Origin of the sequence: Halobacillus seohaensis (genome assembly GCF_042663045.1) — a bacterium.
Classification (GTDB): Bacteria; Bacillota; Bacilli; order Bacillales; family Halobacillaceae; genus Halobacillus_A; species Halobacillus_A seohaensis.
Genome location: NZ_JBHSZV010000013.1, coordinates 200,889 through 223,227, shown reverse-complemented (window position 1 = coordinate 223,227; position 22,339 = coordinate 200,889). Strand labels below are relative to the sequence as shown.

24 protein-coding genes are annotated in these 22,339 nt (G+C 38.6%); 20 read left to right on the top strand and 4 right to left on the bottom strand.

The window, feature by feature from the left end; all coding sequences use genetic code 11:
* Window positions 1–159: 159 nt before the first annotated feature.
* The 4 genes from ACFQIC_RS05575 (at window position 160) to ACFQIC_RS05560 (ending at window position 1,997) form a co-directional block, all read left to right on the top strand.
* Window positions 160–588 carry a CBS domain-containing protein gene (locus tag ACFQIC_RS05575; RefSeq protein ID WP_204707926.1) on the top strand — a complete coding sequence of 143 codons (429 nt, stop codon included), beginning with the start codon at window positions 160–162 and terminating at the stop codon, window positions 586–588.
* 109 nt (window positions 589–697) lie between these two features.
* A complete protein-coding gene (ylbD, locus tag ACFQIC_RS05570; RefSeq protein ID WP_204707925.1) occupies window positions 698–1,075 on the top strand; it encodes a spore coat protein YlbD in 378 nt (125 codons plus the stop codon).
* Window positions 1,076–1,153: 78 nt separating this feature from the next.
* The gene (locus tag ACFQIC_RS05565; RefSeq protein WP_204707924.1) at window positions 1,154–1,585 is read left to right on the top strand and encodes a YlbF/YmcA family competence regulator; all 432 of its coding nucleotides are present in this window, start codon (window positions 1,154–1,156) and stop codon (window positions 1,583–1,585) included.
* Window positions 1,586–1,721: 136 nt separating this feature from the next.
* Window positions 1,722–1,997, top strand: a complete 276-nt coding sequence (locus ACFQIC_RS05560) for a YlbG family protein (protein WP_204707923.1) — start codon at window positions 1,722–1,724, stop codon at window positions 1,995–1,997.
* 472 nt (window positions 1,998–2,469) lie between these two features.
* On the opposite strand, the gene ACFQIC_RS05555 is transcribed toward ACFQIC_RS05560, so the two are convergent.
* The gene (locus ACFQIC_RS05555; protein ID WP_204707922.1) at window positions 2,470–2,859 is read right to left on the bottom strand and encodes a DUF7147 family protein; all 390 of its coding nucleotides are present in this window, start codon (window positions 2,857–2,859) and stop codon (window positions 2,470–2,472) included.
* Between the two features lie 1,042 nt (window positions 2,860–3,901).
* Here ACFQIC_RS05555 and rsmD point away from each other — a divergent pair.
* Window positions 3,902–4,450 (top strand): 16S rRNA (guanine(966)-N(2))-methyltransferase RsmD, encoded by a 549-nt coding sequence (gene rsmD, locus ACFQIC_RS05550; RefSeq protein WP_204707921.1) that lies wholly within the window; start codon window positions 3,902–3,904, stop codon window positions 4,448–4,450.
* 12 nt (window positions 4,451–4,462) lie between these two features.
* Window positions 4,463–4,945, top strand: coding sequence for a pantetheine-phosphate adenylyltransferase (gene coaD, locus ACFQIC_RS05545; protein ID WP_204707920.1), 483 nt, complete (start codon window positions 4,463–4,465; stop codon window positions 4,943–4,945).
* Between the two features lie 11 nt (window positions 4,946–4,956).
* Here the strand turns inward: coaD and ylbJ are convergent, their stop codons facing one another.
* The gene (gene ylbJ, locus ACFQIC_RS05540; RefSeq protein WP_204707919.1) at window positions 4,957–6,126 is read right to left on the bottom strand and encodes a sporulation integral membrane protein YlbJ; all 1,170 of its coding nucleotides are present in this window, start codon (window positions 6,124–6,126) and stop codon (window positions 4,957–4,959) included.
* A gap of 204 nt (window positions 6,127–6,330) precedes the next feature.
* Between ylbJ and ACFQIC_RS05535 the strand changes: the two genes are divergently transcribed.
* Both ACFQIC_RS05535 and ACFQIC_RS05530 read left to right on the top strand, forming a co-directional pair.
* On the top strand, window positions 6,331–7,128 hold the full coding sequence (locus tag ACFQIC_RS05535; protein ID WP_204707918.1) for a patatin-like phospholipase family protein: 798 nt from the start codon (window positions 6,331–6,333) through the stop codon (window positions 7,126–7,128).
* Window positions 7,125–8,144, top strand: coding sequence for a SepM family pheromone-processing serine protease (locus tag ACFQIC_RS05530; protein ID WP_204707917.1), 1,020 nt, complete (start codon window positions 7,125–7,127; stop codon window positions 8,142–8,144). The genes ACFQIC_RS05535 and ACFQIC_RS05530 overlap by 4 nt, the downstream gene beginning before the upstream one ends.
* 53 nt (window positions 8,145–8,197) lie before the next feature.
* Here the strand turns inward: ACFQIC_RS05530 and ACFQIC_RS05525 are convergent, their stop codons facing one another.
* Complete coding sequence (locus ACFQIC_RS05525) at window positions 8,198–9,415, bottom strand: nucleotidyltransferase (RefSeq protein ID WP_204707916.1); 1,218 nt, start codon at window positions 9,413–9,415, stop codon at window positions 8,198–8,200.
* A gap of 229 nt (window positions 9,416–9,644) precedes the next feature.
* Here ACFQIC_RS05525 and ACFQIC_RS05520 point away from each other — a divergent pair, with 229 nt between their 5' ends.
* From ACFQIC_RS05520 to ACFQIC_RS05505, 4 genes are read left to right on the top strand one after another with little or no spacing between them, the layout of a single operon-like run.
* A complete protein-coding gene (locus ACFQIC_RS05520; protein WP_204707915.1) occupies window positions 9,645–10,172 on the top strand; it encodes a YceD family protein in 528 nt (175 codons plus the stop codon).
* 50 nt (window positions 10,173–10,222) lie between these two features.
* Window positions 10,223–10,396, top strand: a complete 174-nt coding sequence (gene rpmF / locus ACFQIC_RS05515; RefSeq protein ID WP_204707914.1) for a 50S ribosomal protein L32 — start codon at window positions 10,223–10,225, stop codon at window positions 10,394–10,396.
* A gap of 1 nt (window position 10,397) precedes the next feature.
* Window positions 10,398–11,246: an enoyl-CoA hydratase/isomerase family protein gene (locus ACFQIC_RS05510; protein ID WP_390216977.1), complete on the top strand. Its 849-nt coding sequence runs from the start codon at window positions 10,398–10,400 to the stop codon at window positions 11,244–11,246.
* A gap of 54 nt (window positions 11,247–11,300) precedes the next feature.
* Window positions 11,301–11,771, top strand: a complete 471-nt coding sequence (locus ACFQIC_RS05505; protein WP_204707913.1) for an RsfA family transcriptional regulator — start codon at window positions 11,301–11,303, stop codon at window positions 11,769–11,771.
* Between the two features lie 821 nt (window positions 11,772–12,592).
* On the opposite strand, the gene ACFQIC_RS05500 is transcribed toward ACFQIC_RS05505, so the two are convergent.
* Window positions 12,593–13,072, bottom strand: coding sequence for an N-acetyltransferase (locus ACFQIC_RS05500; protein ID WP_390216976.1), 480 nt, complete (start codon window positions 13,070–13,072; stop codon window positions 12,593–12,595).
* 152 nt (window positions 13,073–13,224) lie between these two features.
* Between ACFQIC_RS05500 and ACFQIC_RS05495 the strand changes: the two genes are divergently transcribed.
* From ACFQIC_RS05495 to ACFQIC_RS05460, 8 genes are all read left to right on the top strand, one after another.
* The gene (locus ACFQIC_RS05495) at window positions 13,225–14,097 is read left to right on the top strand and encodes a ketopantoate reductase family protein (RefSeq protein ID WP_204707912.1); all 873 of its coding nucleotides are present in this window, start codon (window positions 13,225–13,227) and stop codon (window positions 14,095–14,097) included.
* The gene (locus ACFQIC_RS05490) at window positions 14,094–14,474 is read left to right on the top strand and encodes a DUF3397 domain-containing protein (protein WP_204707911.1); all 381 of its coding nucleotides are present in this window, start codon (window positions 14,094–14,096) and stop codon (window positions 14,472–14,474) included. Before ACFQIC_RS05495 ends, ACFQIC_RS05490 begins: the two co-directional genes overlap by 4 nt.
* An 87-nt stretch (window positions 14,475–14,561) precedes the next feature.
* Window positions 14,562–16,187 (top strand): bacillithiol biosynthesis cysteine-adding enzyme BshC, encoded by a 1,626-nt coding sequence (gene bshC, locus ACFQIC_RS05485; RefSeq protein WP_204707910.1) that lies wholly within the window; start codon window positions 14,562–14,564, stop codon window positions 16,185–16,187.
* Window positions 16,188–16,347: 160 nt separating this feature from the next.
* Window positions 16,348–16,779 carry a division/cell wall cluster transcriptional repressor MraZ gene (gene mraZ / locus ACFQIC_RS05480; protein ID WP_204708026.1) on the top strand — a complete coding sequence of 144 codons (432 nt, stop codon included), beginning with the start codon at window positions 16,348–16,350 and terminating at the stop codon, window positions 16,777–16,779.
* Between the two features lie 23 nt (window positions 16,780–16,802).
* Window positions 16,803–17,780, top strand: coding sequence for a 16S rRNA (cytosine(1402)-N(4))-methyltransferase RsmH (gene rsmH, locus ACFQIC_RS05475; protein ID WP_204707909.1), 978 nt, complete (start codon window positions 16,803–16,805; stop codon window positions 17,778–17,780).
* A complete protein-coding gene (gene ftsL, locus ACFQIC_RS05470; protein ID WP_204707908.1) occupies window positions 17,777–18,142 on the top strand; it encodes a cell division protein FtsL in 366 nt (121 codons plus the stop codon). Before rsmH ends, ftsL begins: the two co-directional genes overlap by 4 nt.
* A 23-nt stretch (window positions 18,143–18,165) precedes the next feature.
* Window positions 18,166–20,298, top strand: a complete 2,133-nt coding sequence (locus tag ACFQIC_RS05465) for a penicillin-binding transpeptidase domain-containing protein (protein ID WP_204707907.1) — start codon at window positions 18,166–18,168, stop codon at window positions 20,296–20,298.
* 84 nt (window positions 20,299–20,382) lie between these two features.
* A complete protein-coding gene (locus ACFQIC_RS05460) occupies window positions 20,383–22,308 on the top strand; it encodes a stage V sporulation protein D (protein ID WP_204707906.1) in 1,926 nt (641 codons plus the stop codon).
* The last annotated feature ends 31 nt before the right edge of the window (window positions 22,309–22,339 follow it).

Below are 22,339 nucleotides of genomic sequence, written 5' to 3'. Positions count from 1 at the left end.
ATGAACAAGGATAAGTTGCAATTAATTGACATATAAGGCAAATCTCCCTGCAGTCTCTTTTTATTATACTATAAAAAAAATCACCGTGCATGGTTTAAATATAATGAAACGGGAACACTAACCATTGATATTTGAATAAATAAAGGAGGAGAAATTTTCATGAAAAACGTAAGAGAAATTATGACAACGGATTTATCTGTATGTCAATCTAACAGCACATTGTATGACGCCGCTAGTTTAATGAGAGAAAATAATGTGGGAGCGATTCCTATTTGCGATGAAAACGGACAGTTGATGGGTATGGTTACTGACCGTGATTTAACAGTGCGCGGTTATGCAAATCATAATCCAGATACAACTTCTGTTGATCAGGTTATGAGTGATCATCTATATCATGTTACACCAGAATCCGGTTTAGAAGAAGCTAGTCAAATTATGGCTGAACATCAAATCCGTCGTCTTCCAGTAGTAGAGAACGGGAAATTAATAGGGATTGTTTCACTAGGGGATCTTTCTTTGGATGAAAAGTCTGATCACGCTGCTGGTGTAGCTTTAAACGATATTTCAGAACGCCCAGAAGTTCACTAAGAAAAAGACGACCTTTTTTTATTAAAAGGTCGTCTTTTCATATTCATGAACACCTGATAAAGCTCTGCATAGGCTGTAGTGTAGACTTTAGTAGCGAGGTGTGAGTGGAATGAGTGAGCACAATTTACATCCAAGTGTTCAAAAGTTTAAAAAGTTCGTAAATGAACATCCTGACGTGAAAAGCCAGTTAAGAGAAAACCACAAGCTAATACAGAGTTATTATGAAAAGTGGATGATATTAGGAGAAGATGATCCATTTTGGACTGACCTTCCTCAGGAAGAAGAAGAAAACGGTTTACGACTTACCAAAAAGGAATGGATGAAGCAATTCAGTAATTTATTGCAAGAAATTAATTGGGAAGATGTTTCTAAGCATATTGAAGATCTAAATGGGGCGATTGATCAAATTCAAGAAATCATTTCTAAAGTTCAACATGAAAATCGTGATAGTGCTAAAAGACGCCCTATGGAATATCCATATTATTAAATTCAGGAAAGGCAGATGGATTCATATTTCATTCTGCCTTTCCTTTTGGTATGATGAGGGTGGAGGTGAACGTAGACCATGTTAGCAACTATGGAAATTGTCGATCTTATAGACCGTTCAGAAGCCATCGGAGAAATGGTTAAGGAATCAGATGTTATGGTTCACTATTACAAGATGAAGCAAGAATTAGACATAGATGAAGAAGCTCAGGCGTTAGTTAGAAACTTCAACAATATAAAAGATCAGTATGAAGATGTTCAACGATTTGGACGCTACCACCCTGATTATAATAATATTATGAAGAAAGTACGAACTGTTAAGCGAGAAATGGACATGCATGAGAAAGTGGTTCAGTTTAAAAAAGCTGAGCGAGAAGTTCAAAGACTACTGGATGAAATTAGTCAGAGTGTCGCCTTTAGTGTTAGTGAGCAGATAAAAGTTCCGCGAAACGGTATGGTTTTTGATACTGGTAGTGGTTGTGGTAGTGGCGGCGGTTGCGGCTGCGGCTGATAATAAACACACCTTTTGTGAATATAAAGTTCGCGAAAGGTGTGCTTTTTTATAAAAGTCCGAACGAAAAGGATGATTGCTGTTTTCCTTCACTTTTGTTAAACTTTTGATAAATACTAAAAAAGTAGGGAACTTTATGAGAACAAAACGTCAAGGTCTCATCGTATATTTTCAACATATGAAAAACATTAGACAGATTAAGAAGCATGGGCATTTAATTCATGCTTCCAAAAAACAGAAGTATGCTTTGATTTATGTGGATCAAGACGAAATTGAGTTTAAAATGGATAAACTAGAACGTTTACCCTTCGTCTCAAGGGTCCTTTTTTCACATAAACCTAATATACGTACGGATTATGAAAATGCTAAGCCTGATAAGGCGAAGCAATACGATTACAAAATGGGAATTTAGTAAAAGGATCTACAATAATGAATTTGCCCCCGGATAGTAAATGACTACTATTCGGGGGCTTTTTATGTTCATCCTGCATTATCCGACACTTTACTTAACCGTATGGCCCCGAGACGGGCAGGTCGGCCTTGGCATATCTTCGCACGGACGTTAGCCTATGTCACATACGATGCTAGTAGAGGTCCATCTCCGCATTTCTTCTGTCCAGCTACCAGGGCTAGGCCATCGCGACATAAGTAATCCACCTCCATCGGGAAGGTCCCCGATTGCGGCATCTTACTTATGCGAATCAGGCCTAAACAGCCCTTTTCACATTTCTGTCCAGCTACCAGGGCTAGGCCATCGCGACGTAAGTAATCCACCTCCATCGGGAAGGTCCCCCGATTGCGGCATCTTACTTACGCGAATCAGGCCTAAACAGCCCTTTTCGCATTTCTGTCCAGCTACCAGGGCTAGGCCTGATACGCATTTCTTAACTCAACGGTGTTAGAATTTTGTTGGTTCTTAGGATTCCAATGAGGTAGTTGTAGTATAGTTCTGTTTCTGGGAATATGCTTGATGGTTTAACTGTAAATTCGGTAATTGTTATTTCTGCTTTTTCTGACATTTCTTTAAATAGATCGAAGCGTTTGTTTGGTTTTTCGTGAGGGTTGGGTATCCCTTCTCTACAAATATAAATGGGTTGGAATTTTTGTTGTGAGGTTGGTTTCATGATTAGAGCTAGAGATGCAACAGATTGTCCGGATTTTTCACTATAAAATGCGATTGAGTGATTTATTCTATCAGGCATACGGTTTCCAAGTTCTACTATCTCATAAATATCGGTGTATCCTTCGCCTAACTCAATAAACTTTTGAATCATTTTTTTCCTCCTGTCTTGGTCTCATGTTACTGTAGCATTAATTTAAATCATTGTGAATAATAGCTAGATAATAAATAGAAGAAAAAGAATTAAGTGGTTTTGAAGGGGCTATCTGTTTTACAGAAAGTTATAACTTTGGTTCTTTTTAGTAACGATTGTTTTGATTTATTAGTGGAATGTTTCAAATCAAAGAGAAACGAATCTTTCAGATAAGTAGTTCCTATACCGTGGAGAAGATCTAAAATAACAGATGAAATAACACACTATGTTTAGCACCATATCATCTTCATCCCAGCTCAATTTGGGGCTGGTGGTATCACTTATTGTGCAAAAGAGTTATCTGGAAGACTCCATTCCGAGATCATGGGGGTTCGTTATCGCATAAGGGATAGGGATGGTTTTGAAACAACTCGCTTTCCTGCGGGACTTGGCAAGTCTCCTCGGTCGTTGTCACTCCCTGTGGGGTCTTGGCTAGTTCCTTCTCCTCCTACCTATGACGGAACAGCCGATATAAATAAAAGTTAATTGACTTATAAAAAAGAAGTTAATCTGAAAGGTAAGTAGTTCCGTTTCGGTGGAGAAACTTACGAAATAGCATACGAATTAGCAGAGCAAATCGCATATGATTTGCTCTCTTATTTTTCCCTTATATATAATGAAGGAGTATTTGGTTTAGCTAATCAGGCGATCATAAAAGTAGGGAAAGAAGTGTAGAGGGAAGTTTATAGAGGAACTTTTGTAAATCATAGTTAAAAAAGAGGCAGCGAATCTTCAGTTAAATAAAAAATAGGGCTGTCCTAGTATGGGACAGCCCCTCTTTCTGCTTGTAAATGAAAGCAAAAAGCAAAGGGAGAGGAGAAACCGGTAGAAGAACTTATGGGGAAATAAGTCTTCACCGTTTCCAGAAGCAAAATCCTGCTTCCTCTATCAGTATGACCTATGTATGCTTTTTTATACGGTGAATTATCTATTTTTGAAAAGTTTCCTGGAAGACTGAATTTATGGTAGGATAATTGTGAATCTAAGAAGGAGGGGCCATTTAATGAGAGTGATCGCTGGCGAACATAAAGGACGCCAACTTAAACCAGTTCCCAATCATAAAACAAGACCCACTACGGACAAGGTGAAAGAATCATTGTTCCAAATGATCGGACCTTATTTTGATGGTGGTTCAGCATTGGATCTATTTGCTGGCAGTGGGGGGCTTGGTATTGAAGCTTTAAGTCGCGGGATCGATTATTGCGTCTTTGTCGATCAACAACCTAAAGCCATTCAGGTTATTCATGAAAATTTGGAAATGTTGAAGATTAGTGATAATGCTGAAGTTTTTCGGACAGATGCCTTGCGTGCAATAAAAGCTGCAGGAAAGCGTGGACTAATGTTCCAATACATATTTCTTGATCCGCCATATAACAAATTTTCATATAAGGACTTGCTTGAAAATTTGGTCAGCCATCAGTTACTTGCTGAAGGATGCCTAGTGGTATGTGAACATGATGCATCGGAAGAAATTCCTTCTCAAGTTGAACATTTAGAATTAGTAAAATCTGAAAAGTACGGCAGTAATATAGGTGTATCTATTTTTCAGTAAGGAGGTTTTTAAATGACAAGATTAGCGATCTGCCCTGGAAGCTTTGACCCGGTAACATATGGTCACTTAGATATTATACAACGCGGGGCGAAAGTTTTTGACCAAGTGACCGTAGCCGTTTTTAATAATCAAAGTAAGGCTCCTTTGTTCGATGTTAATGAGCGGGTATCTTTATTAGAAGAGGTTACTAAACATTTGGATAATGTCTCGATAGATTCTTGTGATGATTTATTAATGGAATATGCAGAAGAAAAAAATGCTCAGGCAATAATTCGGGGGTTACGAGCTGTAAGTGACTTTGAATATGAAATGCAAATAACCTCTATGAATCGCAAGTTAAATGCAAAAATCGAAACTTTTTTTATGATGACTAACAACCAGTATTCCTTTTTGAGTTCTAGTATTGTTAAAGAGGTGGCCAAGTACCGGGCGAATATTTCAGATTTGGTACCACCTCCTGTAGAAGAAGCGTTAAAGGAAAAGTATAGAGGGTAAAGCAGTCTATTTCAAGGCTGCTTTACTTTTTTAAGGCTTAATAGAAAGGCTGCAGTTAAAGCTAGCAGTGTAACAGTTGGTCCGAAGAAAGCCATGAAATCTACATATGATTGATGAGATTCTTGAGAAAAACTCGATACATGTATCGTATTAGATCCTGCAAATGAGCTGTTGTGGTATAAAATAGTTATAATAAAAACGGCTACGATTCCGTGTAAGATTCTTGCGAAAAAGTAGGGAGCAAAACGAATGTCTGTATCTGCAAGAATACTAGCTATTTGTGCTTGAATCGAAAAGCCGTGAAAACCTAACATGAAGCTGGCTATAGCTAATTGTGTAATTAGAGATGTAGAAGTGTTTGTTACTTCTCCTATCCCTGTTGTAAGCTCCAAGAGTCCTGTTAGAATCGGTAAATGCATATCTGTGGGAAACGTTAGAAAGGACATTACGTGAGATAATAATACAAGTAAACTGCTTTCCTTGAGTAAACCTGTAAGTACTGAAAATAATATAATGAATCCCCCGACTAGTAGTAAAGTCTGAACTGATTTTACAACAGCATCACCGAGAAGCTGACCTAAAGGTCGTCCGTCCTTTAAACGGGCATTATGTATCGATTGAAAAGCTTTCGATAGCGAGAACCCTGTGGCTCTGTAAGTAGATCCTTGGTCATGGCTGCCGTAAAACCTCATGCAAATTCCAACGAATAAACATCCTCCATAATGGGCTGCCCCCAAAAGTAAACCTAAGGAAGGATCTCCGAAGAAACCTACAGCTACAGCACTTAGAATAAATAAAGGGCTCGATGCATTTGTAAAGGCAACAAGACGTTCTGCTTCTATTCTAGTGACTTGTCCGCTATTGCGAAGCTCACGTGTCCACTTAGCCCCTGCAGGATAGCCACTTGCCATCCCCATAACCCAAACAAATCCTCCTGAGCCTGGGACGTTAAACAACGGTTTCATAATACGTTCGGATAATACTCCAATTCCGTGAACTACCCCTAATCCGAACAATAATTCAGCAATGATAAAAAAAGGTAGTAAGGAAGGAAAGACGATCGTCCACCACAAATTAAGCCCCTTAGTACTGGCCATTAATGCAATATCAGGTTTTTGGATGAGCGATATTGTCAGGTATAAAATAGCTAAGGTTAATAATAGTGTTTTAAATTGTGACATGAGAATCCCCCCTTGGCTTTCTGCATTTCTGTACTTCTAAAATCATCCATAGTAAAATGGGAATAAGTTTCTCCCGTGTATTTATATGTACGCTCATAAGTGACACGCTTATTCCATAAAATAAAGTGAAACTTCAATGAGTAAAGGACCTACGTCTCGATCATGTAGGAGAAGTACCTTAGGGATACCAAGGAGAGATGCAGTGTGAAACAGCCTAAGATTGGGGTGGCGCTTGGATCTGGTGGCGCTCGTGGGTTCGCCCATTTAGGTGTGCTTAAAGTTTTACGAGAACATCACATCCCCATTCATATGATCGCCGGAAGTAGTATGGGAGCATTAGTCGGTTCTTTTTATGCAGCCGGCCAGGAAATTGAAAATTTATATAAACTTGCTTTTACTTTTAAACGGAAATACTACCTTGACTTTACTGTTCCGAAAATGGGATTTATTCAGGGGCGTAGAATTAAAGAGTATATCCGTTTATTTACGTTTGGGAAAAACATTGAAGATTTCCAGATTCCGATGTCTATTGTAGCCACAGATTTGGCTGGTCGTTGTAAAAAGGTGTTTAATGACGGACCAGCGAGTGATGCTGTTTGTGCCAGCATAGCTATTCCAGGTATTTTCGTGCCTCAAAAAATAGCAGGACGGTTATATATAGACGGAGGAGTTATTGATCGAGTTCCAGTTTCTGTACTAAAGGATATGGGAGCTGATATTATCATTGCAGTGGATTGTTCGCATACAGAAGCTGAACCGTCCATACGCTCTATTTATGATGTTATTATTCAAAGTATAGATATTATGCAAGATGAGTTGGCATCCGTTATAGGGGTCTCTTCATACGCAGACTTTATGATCCGCCCCAATGTGGCAAAGTTTAGTACAAGAGCATTTACAGATATTCACGAGATTGTTAAATCAGGGGAAGACGCAGCAAGTAAGGATATCGAGAGTATCCTAAGCATGATTAAAGACTGGAAGGGGCCAACACAAACATGAGATCCAATAAAAGAATTATAATACCAGGGATTATAGTTGTACTAATCGTAGCATTTATCGGGGCTTACCGCTTACCCTTTTATATTTATAAACCAGGCACGGCTGATGCATTACAACCATTCATTGAAATAGATGATGGTTTTGAGAGCGAGGGAGATATGCATCTAGTTACAGTTAGGGGAGGACAAGCGACGCCCCTTCAGTGGATAATGGGTCAAATACGTCCCTATCATGAAATCGTGCCTTTAGAACAAGTACGTCCAGAAGGAATATCTGAAGATGAATATTTCCATGCTCAATTACAATTAATGGAATCCTCGCAAGAAGCGGCTAAAGTCGTTGCTTATGAATCGGCAGGTCGTGATATAAAAATTACGTATGAAGGGGTATTTGTTGTAAATACCTTAAAAGGGATGCCCGCAGAAGAACAATTACAATCAGGGGATCAAATACTTAGTATAAATGATCAAGAAATAGAGGAATCCAATACCCTTGTAGAGTATGTAGAAGGATTGAAAGCAGGTGAACAAGTGACACTCTCCATTAAGAGGGGTGAGGAAACATTATCGAAAAATATAGAAGTTGCAGCTTTCCCTGATAATCCTGAAAAAGTGGGGGTTGGCATTTCTTTAGCGACAGACCGGTCAGTAGAAGTTGATCCAAAAGTTACTGTGAAAAGCGGAGAAATTGGTGGTCCTAGTGCCGGATTAATGTTCTCGCTGGAAATGTATGATCAGTTAACGGAAGAAGATATAACGAAGGGAAAAGAAATTTCTGGAACGGGAGAGGTTAACTACGAGGGAGAAGTAGGAAGAATAGGCGGAATTGACAAAAAGGTTGTCGCTGCTGAACGTGATGGTTGTGACGTCTTTTTTGCTCCAAATGAAGATGATGCTGAAGGGTCAAATTATCAAATAGCTAAGGAAACTGCGGAAGATATCGATACAGACATGGAAATTGTTCCTGTTGATACCTTTCAAGATGCGTTAAATTATCTAGAAGAAATGGAATCATAAAAACAACATAAAAAAGAATTCCCTTATGCATAATATAAGGGAATTCTTTTTTATCATTGTAATATCCGTAGAGGGGGGCCAAATTCATTATGATATTGATGAACCCTTTGCTTAGCTGAAAGAGGGCTATAGTAAGCAGCAGTAGACTTTTCCTCTATATCAAGTAATGAATGTGTTAGCTGTTGAGGTTGAGTGATTAAAGGAACGGTCATTTTTTTCTTATACTCACTTAAGTATCTTTGACCAATGTGGTTCATTCCAAGTATTCGAACATAGGGTGCGCTGTTAGTATTCAGGTGTTTAGTGGCTTCGGTCTTTGTTAATCCGACTAGTATATGGGTGCAAGTGCGTTGAAGTCTTGTCCATGTGTATCGTTTTGTCTTTATTCGTTCCATGAAGTCCATAAAAGAAGTTGATGATTTAATCGCCTGTTTTAATCGATATTCTAACCCTTCATCAACTCCATGAATTTCTTTTAAGTCTGCTAATGATATTGTGGATAGTTTATAATGTAACAGATCAAAGTATTTATCCCATTCATGCCACAGATGTGTTTGGTTATAATAAGAAATCAGTTCTTCAATCGTTGCATCAGGAAGGGTAGAAGCTGCTTGTTCAGTGATTTGATTATTATTTAGAATCTCTTTTCGAATACTAGTCGCACTTGCCATTTGTCCTGAAATTGTGGAATCATGGTATTGACTTTCTTTTCGTTCTACCGTCAAGGGCTCAATAGATGGAGCGTAATTGAAAATTTGTTTAACGTAACTGTAGCCTAATATATTATTAGGAGCTGAAAAATCGAAATTGGATGTAGAGATACCGATGGCCTCATTAGCTGTTCGTGCCGCCTCCGGGTAAGAGTTTCCCTCGTTTAATGATTCACGGAGAGACTTTTCATAAAGAGTAGCGTTTTGACTTAAATGATCATATGACTCTAGGAAAGGAGATATTGAACCATTTTCACTTCCGAAACATATGGAGTTAACACCTAGTGCATCAAGTGTTAGTACGGCACCTTTGCTGAAATAGTCGCTATGCTGAACAGCAAATAGGTAAGGAAGTTCAACTACTAGATCAACACCTGATTGCAGGGCTGCCCTAGAGCGATGCCATTTATCAATAATAGCAGGTTCGCCCCTCTGAAGAAACTGCCCGCTCATCACTGCAATCACACAGTCTGCTTGAGATTCTTCTTTTGATTTCATGATGTGATATTGGTGGCCGTTATGAAATGGATTGTATTCAACGATAATACCACAAGAATTCATTTAATTACCTCCTTGATTCATAAGAGAAAATTCGTTAAGATAGTAAAGCTGTATTCATTATTTTAGCATGATGTTTTACTGGATTTCGTCTTTAGTTGAGATTCCTTTTGATTTTTAATAAAATTATTATGTAGAGAATTAAATTGTTTAAAGGCTGTGTAAAGAAAAAATATTGACAAAACTTGAAAATCCTTTTACAATAACTCTTGTTGCCATGAGGTGAATAAAAATGAAATTTCCTCTACAAAAACTGAATCAATCCGGTGATGAGCCGTTTGAATTTGAAGAAGATGTAGATATTCACGAATTAGAGGATATGAAAAATGACATCCGTAGTATTTCTCCTGTTCATTTGCAAGGTCAAGCTTATAGACGTGGAGATGATATTACAGTTAATTTTACTGCAAAAGGTGAAATGATTCTACCTTGTGCAAGAACATTAGTGGATGTGCCTTATCCTTTTCATATTGAAGGTCACGAACAATTTAATGTGTCACCTTATTATGCGGAAGAAGATGACAGTGAGATTCATCCGATTCGTGGAGAAATTCTTGACTTAACGCCCTATATCAAGGAAAATGTACTACTAGAGATTCCAACTCGAGTGTTTTCAGATGATGAAAAGGCGCATGACCAGGCTCTTACTGAAGGTAAGGGATGGCAAGTGATTACAGAAGAACCGGAGGAAACTAAAATGGATCCTCGTATGGCTAAACTGCAGTCATTATTGAATGAAGAAGAAGAAAACAACGATTAAGGAAATGATTCTGTTTTTCCTCTCGTAATATAAAGAAGGAGGTGTACAACATGGCAGTACCAAAGCGTAAGACATCTAAAAAGGTTAAAAACCAACGTCGTACTCATAAAAAACTACATGTACCTGGTATGGTAGAATGCAAGAATTGTGGTGAGTACTCAAAACCACACCATGTTTGCAAATCTTGTGGACAGTATAATGGAAAGCAAGTAGTTGCACAGTAGCATGAATGGTCAAAAAGAGCCTGAACTCGTTTCAGGCTCTTTTTTTACATCTATTTTGAAAGGAATGGATTTCCAAATGGAGCAAATTAAAGCAACGATTACAGATCAAGGACTTGCTATTATTACACTAAATCGAAGTGAAAAAATGAATGCGGTTACAAAGAAAATGACTGACGAGCTTAAACAAATACTTAGCGAATTTAAGTTAAACTCAAATATGAAGTGCCTCCTTATCACGGGTTCAGGCGATCAAGCCTTTTGTGCTGGAGGGGACTTGCGAGAGCATCACGCTGATATGAGTGAAAGTGAAGCTTATCAAATTTTGCACCCGATGAAAGAGGTTTTATATGAAATAGCTACTTTTCCTATGCCGACATTCGCTTATTTAAATGGACCAGCGAGAGGCGGGGGTTGCGAACTTGCTACAGCTTGTGATTTTCGTTATGGCTTGAAAGACGTTGAGTTCGGTTTTGTGCAAGGAGATCTTGGCATTACTCCTGGGTGGGGTGGTGGTGAGCTTTTGTATAAGAGAATTAGACCTGAGTTGGCAGCTCATTGGCTAATAGATTCTAAAATGTATACGACTATTGAAGCTTATCAGATCGGTTGGTTACATAAAATCGTTAGCCTTGAAGAATTGAAGAATAATCCAATGATTGATCCATTCCTGAAAAAATCATATGAACAGCTTCGTACGTTTAAGGAACAATATCTTCAAAAACTATCTATTGATCAATTATCAGCAGAAATGGATGAAGAAGTTAGAAATTGTGCGAATTTGTGGGAGTCGAAAGAGCATATAGAAGCAGTAGATAAATTCATGAGCCGAAGAAAAAGTCCTAAAGTATAGTCTACCAACCTCTTCATTTGCATAACTATAAGCAAACCATAGAGGAGGGGTAGAATGGATGCTCCAAGACAAGATGCTTGGAAGAGGGAAGAAGATGAACTATTAGCTGATAAGGTTCTGCAGCACATTAGAGAAGGGCATACTCAACTTGAGGCTTTTCAAGAAGTGGCTAGACAATTAAATCGCACGCCGGCAGCTTGTGGGTTTAGGTGGAATGCTACGGTAAGGAAAAATTACCAAAAGGATATACGAGAGGCTAAACAAGAAAGAACAACCCATCGAAGCACACTAGCAACAACTAACTTAGAAAAGAACTCATCCATATCGCTAGATGACGCCATTCTTTTTTTAAAGGAAATGAAACAGCATTCCCATATCGACCAGCAAGAGCTACAAACTAAGCTTTATCAGTTAAGTGAAGAAAACATACAACTTAAAAGTCAAATTAAGCAATGGGAAGAGGCTTGGTCAGAAATAAATAAGCTAACAAATTGGGTGGAGAATCGGTATCAAAGCTCATCTTGATTAAAAAGGCCCTACAGTAAAATGTAAGTAGTTCCGATACCGTGGGAAAAATGTAAAAAAACAGATGAAATAACAATCTAATAAGCACCATAAATAACAGTATAAATAGCAAACAAAAACGCTTGAATTTTAATTTCCAAGCGTTCTATTTTTATATTCTGTTGTTCAACTAAAGCCCTAGATTGTGGAAGACTCAACTTCGAGACATTCCGGTGGTTTCCGTTACCAAGGATGGCGTTAGAAGGTCCGGGAAATCACTCGCTTTCCGTGGGCATGAGGTGAGCTTCCTCAGGCTACGCCTTGCGGGATCTCACCGATCATGTTCATCCCACAGGAGTCTCGCAATTTCCCGGACCTTCTTGCTTTCATGAGGAGAACGGAAGCATCGGATAAGCTACTTAATGTGAGCAGAACGCCTCATGCATGAGCATCGTGTTAGGTGAGACTTTATTCTATAGCATAGGTAAGACGCATTCTCCTATGTCGGGTGGGCGTTCATTTCCATGTCGAATGGGGTGGCTTTGAAACGACGAGACTCCCGCGGGAGAAGGAGCTAGGCGAGAACCCACAGGGAGTGCCAACGACCGAGGAGGCTTGCCGCACCACAATTAACGTGGTAATTAGCCCGTTGACAATGGATGTTGTCATTATGTTATTTGGGTTGTGATTCCGTCTGCTACTTTATATGTTATCAACCGATAACCATTGAATTATAAGGAGAAAATAAGAGACCAAATCATATGCGATTTGGTCTGCTAATTCGTATGATTCTCCACCGAAACGGAACTACTTAAGTAAATTGTAGTGGGCTTGTGTTTATTTTACAACTCTCTTTCCTCGACACCAGAAGGTAACCAAATTAACGGATTCTCACCTAAGTCACGTTCGACATCATACTTAGCTTTATGAAAATTCATCTTTTCCCAAAAACTGTGTGATCTAATTCTTGGGTTGGTTTTAATAGGTGATTTGAAACTTTTAGCAAAATTGACTAACGCTTTGCCATAACCTTTTCCGCGATAATCGGGAAGAATTTCGAGTTTCCATAATTCTAAGTAGTCTTGGGGAGGTGTGAAATAGTTATCGTATTTTTTAGAAACGCGGTAAAGACTCATTCTACCTATTAAAGCGTTTCCAAAATAAACGCCATAAAACGGTGATTCACTATCATTTTCAACGATATTGCTCCGCAGATCCTCAAGCATAGCTAATTCCTGGTTACCATATTCTTTAAACCGAGTGAATTCCTCTAACGTTTTATAGTTAACTAAAAGTGGTTGAACTTTAATCTTCGTCATCATTACAAATTCCCCTTTCAATATCTTTCTATAGATTCATTATAATATAAAAATTTTCAGAATCAAATAAACGAATAATTGTTAAAAAAGCCCTCCCCAGACTATGAGAAAGTCTGCTACAATAGGTGAAAGTAGGCAGAATGGAGGAGCGAACCATGAAAATAGGAATTATCGGAGGAGGGGCAATAGGGTTACTTGTTGCTGTCCACATGGCAAGTAAACACCAGGTGTCTCTTTATGTTAGAAGTGAGAATCAAAAGAAACTCATCAGTGAACATGGTGTAACGTGTAGGGATTTACATCAACGGGTCTCTGTTTATACAAACAGAGAGAATTTAAATGAACAAGAACTTATTATAATAGCTGTGAAGCAGCACCACATACAAGAGGTAGTTTCAAATTTACCTTCAGCGCCTGCTCTGTTATTTCTGCAAAACGGAATGACCCATCTTTCAGCTATTCAATCAGTTCCTAATCCATGTGTCTTAGGTGTAGTTGAACATGGAGCCCTTAAAGTATCTGATTATCAAGTTATACATACGGGTTATGGCTCGATTCAGCTCGCTGTACATCATGGCGGGGTTAATATAGATTCTTGGGTCGAAGGATTTTCAGAGAAAGAATTTCCGTTTAAAAAAAGGGAAAGCTACTGGGAGATGCTCACTGAAAAACTAATTGTTAATACCGTCATTAATCCTTTAACGGCAATTTTTCAAGTGAAGAATAAAGAGATTGTTGAGAATGACCATATTAATAAATTGGCTGAATTGTTATGTGAAGAAGCGTGCCGGGCATTGCAACTTTCCTTTCGAGACCAGTGGGCTAGAGTGTGTTACATAGCAGAAAATACAGGGGAGAATATGTCTTCGATGCTGAAAGATTTAAATGAAGGTCGTAAAACAGAGATCGATGCTATTTGTGGTTTTGTTTTGCGAACATTGAAAGAGGATGACGCTCCCTTCCATCAGTTTGTTCTTGAATCTGTCCACGCTTTAGAATTAATAAACCAAAAAGGAGGGGCTTCATGAGTGATGTATTCATTTATATTTTAGCTTTAATTATTTCAGCTCCTCTGGTCTTTATCTTTGTATTGTATTTCTTCACACGTAAATGGTTTCGAAATAAAAAGAAAGCTATCCATCAGACAGCGCAATTGATGGTGCCTATATTAGTAGTTGCTGTACATACATTATTGGTTGTCTTATTTGATCAGAATTTCTTTGCTTGGATTATTGTTTTCCTTCTATTTTTAATGAGCGTAGCTATTATTATTCAATATAAGATTTCTGAAGAAGTACGTATCTTTAAAGCGTTTAAAAGCTTTCTAAGGCTGAGTTTTTTACTGTTTACTATTATATATATGGGGCTGACTGCCTATGGGTTTGTCGATCGTTTATTTCTTTAACAAACAGATTAGGTGAACTTCATGGAAGTTTTTTGTACAATACATAATGGTACATACCAACCTATGTATAGAAGGAGAAGTTCATAAATGCGAATCGATCCAATAAAATTACCGGATACCAATACACTAGTTGCTGACTATAAGTATAACTTTTCAAAGGTTCGGGATAAGTTCGACTTTAATCCTTTTGATGAAAATACTTGGAGAGAAAGAGTAAGAGATCTCCAGTCTCAAGATTATAATAGACAAGGGCTAGTTGATGTACTCACCACCATGAATGATCGGTGGGACGCTTCAGAACCAACTTTTCAAAATATTAATAAATTAAAAGATAGTAAAACGACTGCTGTAGTAGCAGGACAGCAAGCTGGACTTCTAACAGGTCCTCTTTACACGGTTCATAAGGTAATTTCTGTCTTACAACTAGCTAAACAAAAAGAATCAGAATTAGAAGAACCTGTGGTGCCGATATTTTGGATTGCTGGAGAAGATCATGATTTTGCTGAAATTAATCATCTTCATATGAAAGATCAAGGTCGGATGAAGAAGATTCAAGTACACACAGATGTTAATGAAAAATCTTCAGTTTCGGACTTGCCTTTTAACCAAGAGGCTGTACAGAACTGGTTGTCTAAAGTGTTTCAGGAAACTAAAGAAACGGAATACACCTCTGAGTTGTATCGCAGGATGTTAGGAGTTATCCAAACATCCCATAGCTATACTGACTTTTTTGCTAAAGTCATATATACCCTATTCCCAAATGAGGGTTTAATTTTACTAGATGCTCATGATCGTACCATTCGCGAGCTAGAATCTTCCTATTTTCTTGATTTAATCCATAATAATGGAAAGATAGCAGATGGTGTGTTTTCTTCAGTGCAAGAGAATAAACAGCAAAGATATCCGGTTTCTTTAGATAGTGAAGACAACGATGCTCATTTGTTTTTTCATAAGAATGGGGAACGAATTTTATTGGCAAGGGATCAAGGTGGTAACTTTGTTGGGAAAAAGGGTGAAGTGACGTTTAGTAAAGAAGAATTGTTAAACGTCGCATCTGAACAACCTTGGCTATTAAGTAACAACGTAGTGAGTCGTCCACTTATGCAAGAGTATTTGCTCCCAGTCCTTGCTTTTATAGGAGGGCCTGGTGAAATTAGTTATTGGTCTGCTTTAAAACCTGCTTTCCATGCTGTTGGTTTAACGATGCCTCCCGTTGTTCCAAGGTTGTCTTTTACAATGATTGATAAAAAGTCAGAACAACTACTTGAACAATTTAAAATAAGTATAGAGGAGGCGGTACAGTACGGCACTGTGAATCACAAGCTGAACTGGCTGGCCTCAACGGAAAATCCACCGATTGGGCGGTTGGCAGATCAAGTGAAACAAGAAATGGAAGGCATTCATGACCCTTTGAAGAAAAAAGCAGCAGAGCTTGGTCCTGATATGGAAGCTTTGGCTCAAAAGAACTTGAAGTATATTCAACAATCCATAGAGTTTCTTGAAAAAAGAATGGTCCAATCAGTAGAGGATAAATATACACATGAGTTGGAAGATTTTGATTCGCTTAATTTATTAATACGTCCAGCTGGTGGATTACAAGAACGGATGTGGAGTGTAATCCCATGGCTGAATTTGTACGGTCATGACGTGTTTGAGAGAATGAACACTCAGAATTTATCGTTTTATCATTCCCATTATATAGTAAGGATTTAAGTAATCCTCCACAGTCCCCCACTTTGTTAAATAAGCAAAAAACCTTAAAAACTCTGCTTTAATAAGCAGGGTTTTTTTTGTTTATCAAGAATATTTAAAAATGAGTGGTGAAATGTGGAGTGATGTGGTAGTCTTGAAAAAAGAAGGTGGGGAGAACTCTATGTTCATGGGCGAATTTCAACATAACATTGATACGAAGGGGCGTATAATTGTGCCTTCAAAGTTTCGTGATGAACTTCATGATGGCTTTGTGCTAACTAGAGGTTTAGATCAATGTTTATTCGCCTACCCTATGAACGAGTGGAAGTTACTAGAGGAGAAACTTAAGAAGCTTCCACTAACGAAGAAAGATGCTAGGGCTTTTACTAGGTTTTTCTTCTCCGGCGCCGTTGAATGTGAGGTGGACAAGCAGGGAAGAGTTAATATCCCTCCACCGTTAAGAAATCACGCCAAACTAGATAAGGAATGCGTGGTTATTGGTGTGTCCAATCGTATTGAATTTTGGAGTAAGGATCTATGGGAGAACTACTTTGAAGAATCAGAAGAATCATTCGCTGAAATCGCAGAAAACTTATTAGATTTTGATATTTGATAGATAGAGAAACGGGTGAAATTATGTTTGAACATTATAGTGTTCTAAAATCAGAAACCATTAAGCAGCTAGATATTAAACCTGAGGGCACATATGTTGATTGCACGTTGGGTGGCGGAGGTCACTCTGAAGAGATTGCTTCAAGACTTAATAAGGGGCATCTTATTGCATTTGATCAGGATATTGAAGCTTTAAAGGCAGCTCAGGAGCGATTAACTCCTTACTTAGACAAGGTATCATTTGTTCATGCTAACTTTAGACAGCTTGAAGAAAAGCTAGAAGAACTAGGTGTTCATCAAATAGATGGTATTTTATATGACTTAGGTGTATCTAGTCCTCAACTAGATGTAGCAGAACGAGGATTTAGTTACCACAATGATGCCCCCTTAGACATGAGAATGGATCAGACGATGGAACAATCTGCTTGGCATGTTGTAAACGAATGGCCTTATGAAAAGCTTGTAAGAATATTCTTTAAATACGGTGAGGAGAAGTTTTCCAAGCAAATTGCAAGAAAAATTGAATCAGCCAGGGTGGAAAAGGACATCGAAACAACTGGACAACTAGTTGAACTAATAAAGGATGCAATTCCGGCTCCGGCTCGACGAAAAGGAGGACACCCAGCGAAAAGAATCTTTCAAGCCATCCGTATTGCGGTAAATGATGAACTTGGAGCTTTCCAGGATACTCTTCATCAAGCGGCAAGAGTCGTATCGGAGAATGGAAGGATCGCGGTGATTACGTTTCATTCATTAGAAGACCGCTTGTGTAAACAAGCATTTAAAAAATGGAGTACGAACCCTCCTCTTCCAAAGAATATTCCTGTGATTCCTGAAGACAAACAGCCGCCATTCAAAATGGTTAAAAGAAAGCCAATTGTAGCCGAAGAAGACGAATTAGAAGATAATCGTCGCTCTAGATCAGCTAAGTTAAGAGTTGTTGAAAAGGTGAAACCATGGTCTAACACATTTACATTTGAAGAAGGGTGGAAACAAACGTGAGTATTGAGAGAGCTAGAAGTATTCAACAACCAATTGAACATCAGCCGAAAAAACAAGTTCAAGTTAAAGTACAGAAGAAGCAATGGATTAGCACGGGAGAAAAAGCATTATACTCATTGGCCACAGGTGTTGTAATCCTAGCTTCTGTTTTCATGGTTCAATTTACTTCATCAACTGATACGCTAAATCGTGATATTCAAAAAATGGAACAACAAATTAGTCAGCAGGAATCACAGAACGATAACCTCGCCTATGAAGCTAAGGAATTAAGCAATCCTGATCGAATTCTGCAAATCGCAAAAGAAAATGGCTTAGAGATGCAGAATGCCGAGGTTAAACAAGCTGGCTTAGTTGGAAACTAATAGAAACTAGGTGAACTATCTTTATGAAAAGCTCAAATACGCATAAAGGTGCCGCGATATTAATCTTGCTTTTCTCGATATTCTTTCTCATTATCACTGGTCGATTTTTATATATTCAGTCAACAGCCGAAATTGAAGGTGTTAATTTGAATAAATGGGCAGAAGAAGCTAGAACAAGTTCTTATTCTCTTGATGCAGACCGAGGGAATATTTATGATAAGAACGGAATGCTCCTAGCCTACGACCGACCTACATATAAGATTTATGCGGTGGTAGATCCTGAGTATTCACAATCCGAAGAAAATCCACTACACGTGACGAATCCTGAAGAAACGGCGTCTGTATTAGCACCTTTACTAAATATGAATGAATCAGAATTAACTGATCAAATGACGGATGCTCAAGAAGAAGATCAATTTCAAGTCGAGTTTGGAAGTAATGGGCGAAATTTATCTAAAGAAAAGATGGAAGAGATTAAGGAACTAGAACTAAGTGGCATCAATTTTGAAGAACAGTCGAAGCGCTACTATCCTAATGGGACATTTGCCTCTCACATTATCGGATTTGCAAGGACAGAAGACGGACACATTACGGGTGTAGCTGGTATCGAAAAGCAAATGGAAGAATATTTACGTGAAGAAAAAGGCAAAATTTCTTATGAGCGTGATAAATATGGATCGAAACTATTAAATCCAAATGAAGTTTTAACCGAACCAGAAAATGGTGAAAATGTACACCTATCTATTGATCAAAAGATTCAAACGTTTTTAGAAGATGCAATGGCAACTGTTGATGAAGAGTACAATCCCGAAAAAATCATGGCAGCAGTTATGAATCCCAAAACAGGAGAAGTAGTTGCTCTTGGAAATCGACCGAGTTATAATCCTAATAATTTAGGAGAGGTTGATAACTGGTATAATGATATAATAGCTGATTCATTTGAACCTGGTTCTACAATGAAGATGTTTACTTGGGCTTCCGCTATTGAAGAGGGAGTTTACAATGGAGAAAATAAGTTTAAATCAGGTTCTTATGAAGTATCTGGTACCACGATTCGAGATCATAACCGGAAAGGTTGGGGAGAAATTACCTTCAATGAAGGATTTGAGCGCTCCTCTAACGTAGCAGCATCGAAAATCGGATATGATATACTGGGTCCAGAGAAATTCAGGCAATATTTATCGGATTTTCATCTAGATCAGAAATCTGGGATCGATTTACCGGGTGAAGGTGAAGGCAGTATTTTGTATAACTATCCGATAGAGAAGGTTACTGCTACTTTTGGTCAAGGGTCAACGACGACCCCGTTACAGCTTATGACAGCTGCCACAGCCATTGCGAATGATGGCAAGATGATGAAACCTTATACGCTTTCAAAAGTTACCTCAAGCGAAAATGGAGAAATCATAAAAGAGAAAGAACCTGAAGTGATTAGTGAACCTATTTCAGCTGATACAGCCACTCAAATGAGGGAATTACTCGGGCGTGTTGTATCAGGGGAGCATGGTACAGGAGCTCCATTTGAATTAAGTGACTATTCTTTAGGTGGAAAAACAGGTACAGCTCAAATACCTAAGGAAGGTGGGGGGTACTTATCTGGAAAAGGAAATCATATTTATTCCTTTTTAGGTATGGCCCCCGTAGATGATCCGGAACTTCTAATGTATGTTGCTGTTAAACAACCTGATTTAGATGTGACGGAAGTAGGATCAGATCCTGTTTCATATATCTTAAAATCAGTAATGGAAAATAGCCTTCATTATCTAGACGTTAATCCAGACCAAAATAATGACTATAAGGTTGAGAAATTGAGCTTAGAAGATTATGAGGGACAAAGTACTGAGGAAGTTGAAAAGAAACTAAAAAAAGACTTTAAACAAGTATCGGTGGTTGGTGAAGGAGGTAAAGTCGCTACAACACTTCCTGGTTCAGGAACAGAAGTGTTTAGTGATCAGAGAGTAATTCTCATTACAGATGAACCAACCATGCCAAATATAACGGGCTGGTCTTTAAGAGACGTACAAAAACTTGCCGAACACTTTAGCTTGGAAGTAGAAACGATGGGTGACGGTTATGTTATAAACCAGAACATAGTTCAAGGTACCAAATTAAAACCAGGAGGCTATTTGGTGGTAGAGCTTTCACCGCCAGAGTAGATCATCATTCACAGTGTTCTATTCGTTTTCGGATTGCATATAGTGATACAAGCTTACTCTATCGACTTTAAAGGAGTTATGGATATGAGAAGAGTATCACAGGTAATCGTCAGGAAACGTTTAGTCGCTGTTTTTTTTATGAGTTTAATTATCTTTACGGTGATCGTTGGGCGTTTAGGATATGTGCAGTTTGTGTTAAGTGATTTTTTAGTAGAACAAGCAGAAGAGTCATGGGGAAGAGATATTATCTTTGAGCCCGAGCGTGGAAAAATTATGGATACTAATGGTGAAGTTTTAGTTGGTAATCAATCTGCCCCTACAGTTATGGTTGTACCTAGACAAATAAAAGATGCCGAAAAAGCAGCTGAACAACTTGCGGAAATACTTCAAATGAGTGTAGAAAAAGCACATTCACATCTTACGAAGCAAGTATCTATAGAGAAAATGCATCCAGAGGGCAGGAAGATAACAGAAGCACAAGCTGACGCGATTCAGATGTTAGATATCCCAGGCGTATATGTGGCGGAGGATTCAGAAAGGTACTATCCAAATGGAGCTTTTCTTTCACATGTTCTCGGTTTTAGCGGGATTGATAATCAAGGATTATTAGGTTTAGAATCCTATTATGATGATGAATTAAAAGGGGAAGATGGCGCGCTTTCATTTTTTTCGGATGCAAAAGGAAGGCGTATGCCAAATATTGCAGATACATATACATCCCCGGTTGACGGTAATGATTTACAACTCACAATTGACTATAAAGTTCAATCCATCGTGGAACGAGAGTTAGATATGGCGGTAGCCAAGTATAAACCCGATGGAGCAGTGGCTATAGCGGTAGATCCGAATACTGGACAAGTAAAGGCGATGGCCTCTAGGCCGAATTTTAATCCGGCAAATTATCAAGAAGTGGATTCTTCAATTTATAATAGAAACCTTCCTGTATGGAGCACATATGAACCAGGTTCAACATTTAAAATTATTACATTAGCCGCAGCCTTAGAAGAAGGTTTAGTTGATCTAGAGGAGGATCATTTTCATGATTCTGGATCAGTAAAAGTTGGAGGGGCTACCTTGCATTGTTGGAAAAGTGGGGGACATGGCGAACAAACTTTTTTAGAAGTCGTACAAAACTCGTGTAACCCCGGATTTGTTCAATTAGGAGAGCGTCTTGGAAAAGATAAATTATTAGCGTATATTGAACGATTTGGCTTTGGAGAAAAAACTGGAATTGATTTAGAGGGTGAAGGTAGTGGGATATTATTTAAACCAGAACAAGTAGGTCCGGTCGAACAAGCAACTACTGCTTTTGGACAGGGGGTATCGGTAACACCTATTCAGCAAGTAATGGCTGTAGCTGCGGCGGTAAATGGCGGAGAATATTACGAACCCTATGTCCAGGAAGCTTGGTTGGATCCGATTAATGGTGAAGTACTTCAGAAAAATGAGCCGAACTTGATTAAACGAGTTATTTCTGAAGAAACGTCTAAGAAAGTTCGTGAATCTTTAGAAAGCGTTGTAGCCAAGGGTACGGGTCGGAGTGCATACGTACATGGATATCGAGTGGGAGGGAAAACGGGGACAGCTCAAAAAGTGGGGGAAGATGGACAATATATGAGTAATAATCATGTCGTTTCCTTTATGGGTTTCGCTCCAGCAGATGATCCCGAGCTAGTTGTATATTTAGCGATTGATAATCCTAAAGATACCATCCAATTTGGAGGAGTTGTAGCCGCTCCAATTGTCGGCTCGATTATGGAAGATAGCTTACGAGCTTTAGGAGTTGAACCTACGGAAGAAGGATTGGACAAAGAGTATGCATGGCCTGAAGAACCCCTTGTTGAAGTGCCGGATGTAATGGGAATGAATAAAAAGGACATCAATGAAATATTAACCACCTTGCATGTGGAAACGAGTGGTGAAGGAAATAACGTTATTGCACAAGCTCCTAAAGCAGGTGTGAAGGTGCCAAGTGGCTCAACAATACGTCTGTATTTTAATGATGATTGAGTTTTCTAAATAGGGTTAAAAACCATACAGT

Coding starts and splice junctions, on each gene's coding strand:
- ylbJ (WP_204707919.1), bottom strand. CDS start 6,126: ATGTCACAATTTAAAACACTATTATTAACCTTAGCTATTTTATACCTG.
- mraZ (WP_204708026.1), top strand. CDS start 16,348: ATGTTCATGGGCGAATTTCAACATAACATTGATACGAAGGGGCGTATA.
- ACFQIC_RS05555 (WP_204707922.1), bottom strand. CDS start 2,859: ATGATTCAAAAGTTTATTGAGTTAGGCGAAGGATACACCGATATTTAT.
- ACFQIC_RS05510 (WP_390216977.1), top strand. CDS start 10,398: ATGAATGGTCAAAAAGAGCCTGAACTCGTTTCAGGCTCTTTTTTTACA.
- ACFQIC_RS05520 (WP_204707915.1), top strand. CDS start 9,645: ATGAAATTTCCTCTACAAAAACTGAATCAATCCGGTGATGAGCCGTTT.
- ACFQIC_RS05490 (WP_204707911.1), top strand. CDS start 14,094: ATGAGTGATGTATTCATTTATATTTTAGCTTTAATTATTTCAGCTCCT.
- ACFQIC_RS05460 (WP_204707906.1), top strand. CDS start 20,383: ATGAGAAGAGTATCACAGGTAATCGTCAGGAAACGTTTAGTCGCTGTT.
- rpmF (WP_204707914.1), top strand. CDS start 10,223: ATGGCAGTACCAAAGCGTAAGACATCTAAAAAGGTTAAAAACCAACGT.
- rsmH (WP_204707909.1), top strand. CDS start 16,803: ATGTTTGAACATTATAGTGTTCTAAAATCAGAAACCATTAAGCAGCTA.
- rsmD (WP_204707921.1), top strand. CDS start 3,902: ATGAGAGTGATCGCTGGCGAACATAAAGGACGCCAACTTAAACCAGTT.
- coaD (WP_204707920.1), top strand. CDS start 4,463: ATGACAAGATTAGCGATCTGCCCTGGAAGCTTTGACCCGGTAACATAT.
- ACFQIC_RS05505 (WP_204707913.1), top strand. CDS start 11,301: ATGGATGCTCCAAGACAAGATGCTTGGAAGAGGGAAGAAGATGAACTA.
- ylbD (WP_204707925.1), top strand. CDS start 698: ATGAGTGAGCACAATTTACATCCAAGTGTTCAAAAGTTTAAAAAGTTC.
- bshC (WP_204707910.1), top strand. CDS start 14,562: ATGCGAATCGATCCAATAAAATTACCGGATACCAATACACTAGTTGCT.
- ACFQIC_RS05525 (WP_204707916.1), bottom strand. CDS start 9,415: ATGAATTCTTGTGGTATTATCGTTGAATACAATCCATTTCATAACGGC.
- ACFQIC_RS05575 (WP_204707926.1), top strand. CDS start 160: ATGAAAAACGTAAGAGAAATTATGACAACGGATTTATCTGTATGTCAA.
- ACFQIC_RS05465 (WP_204707907.1), top strand. CDS start 18,166: ATGAAAAGCTCAAATACGCATAAAGGTGCCGCGATATTAATCTTGCTT.
- ACFQIC_RS05530 (WP_204707917.1), top strand. CDS start 7,125: ATGAGATCCAATAAAAGAATTATAATACCAGGGATTATAGTTGTACTA.
- ACFQIC_RS05495 (WP_204707912.1), top strand. CDS start 13,225: ATGAAAATAGGAATTATCGGAGGAGGGGCAATAGGGTTACTTGTTGCT.
- ACFQIC_RS05560 (WP_204707923.1), top strand. CDS start 1,722: ATGAGAACAAAACGTCAAGGTCTCATCGTATATTTTCAACATATGAAA.
- ACFQIC_RS05500 (WP_390216976.1), bottom strand. CDS start 13,072: ATGATGACGAAGATTAAAGTTCAACCACTTTTAGTTAACTATAAAACG.
- ACFQIC_RS05565 (WP_204707924.1), top strand. CDS start 1,154: ATGTTAGCAACTATGGAAATTGTCGATCTTATAGACCGTTCAGAAGCC.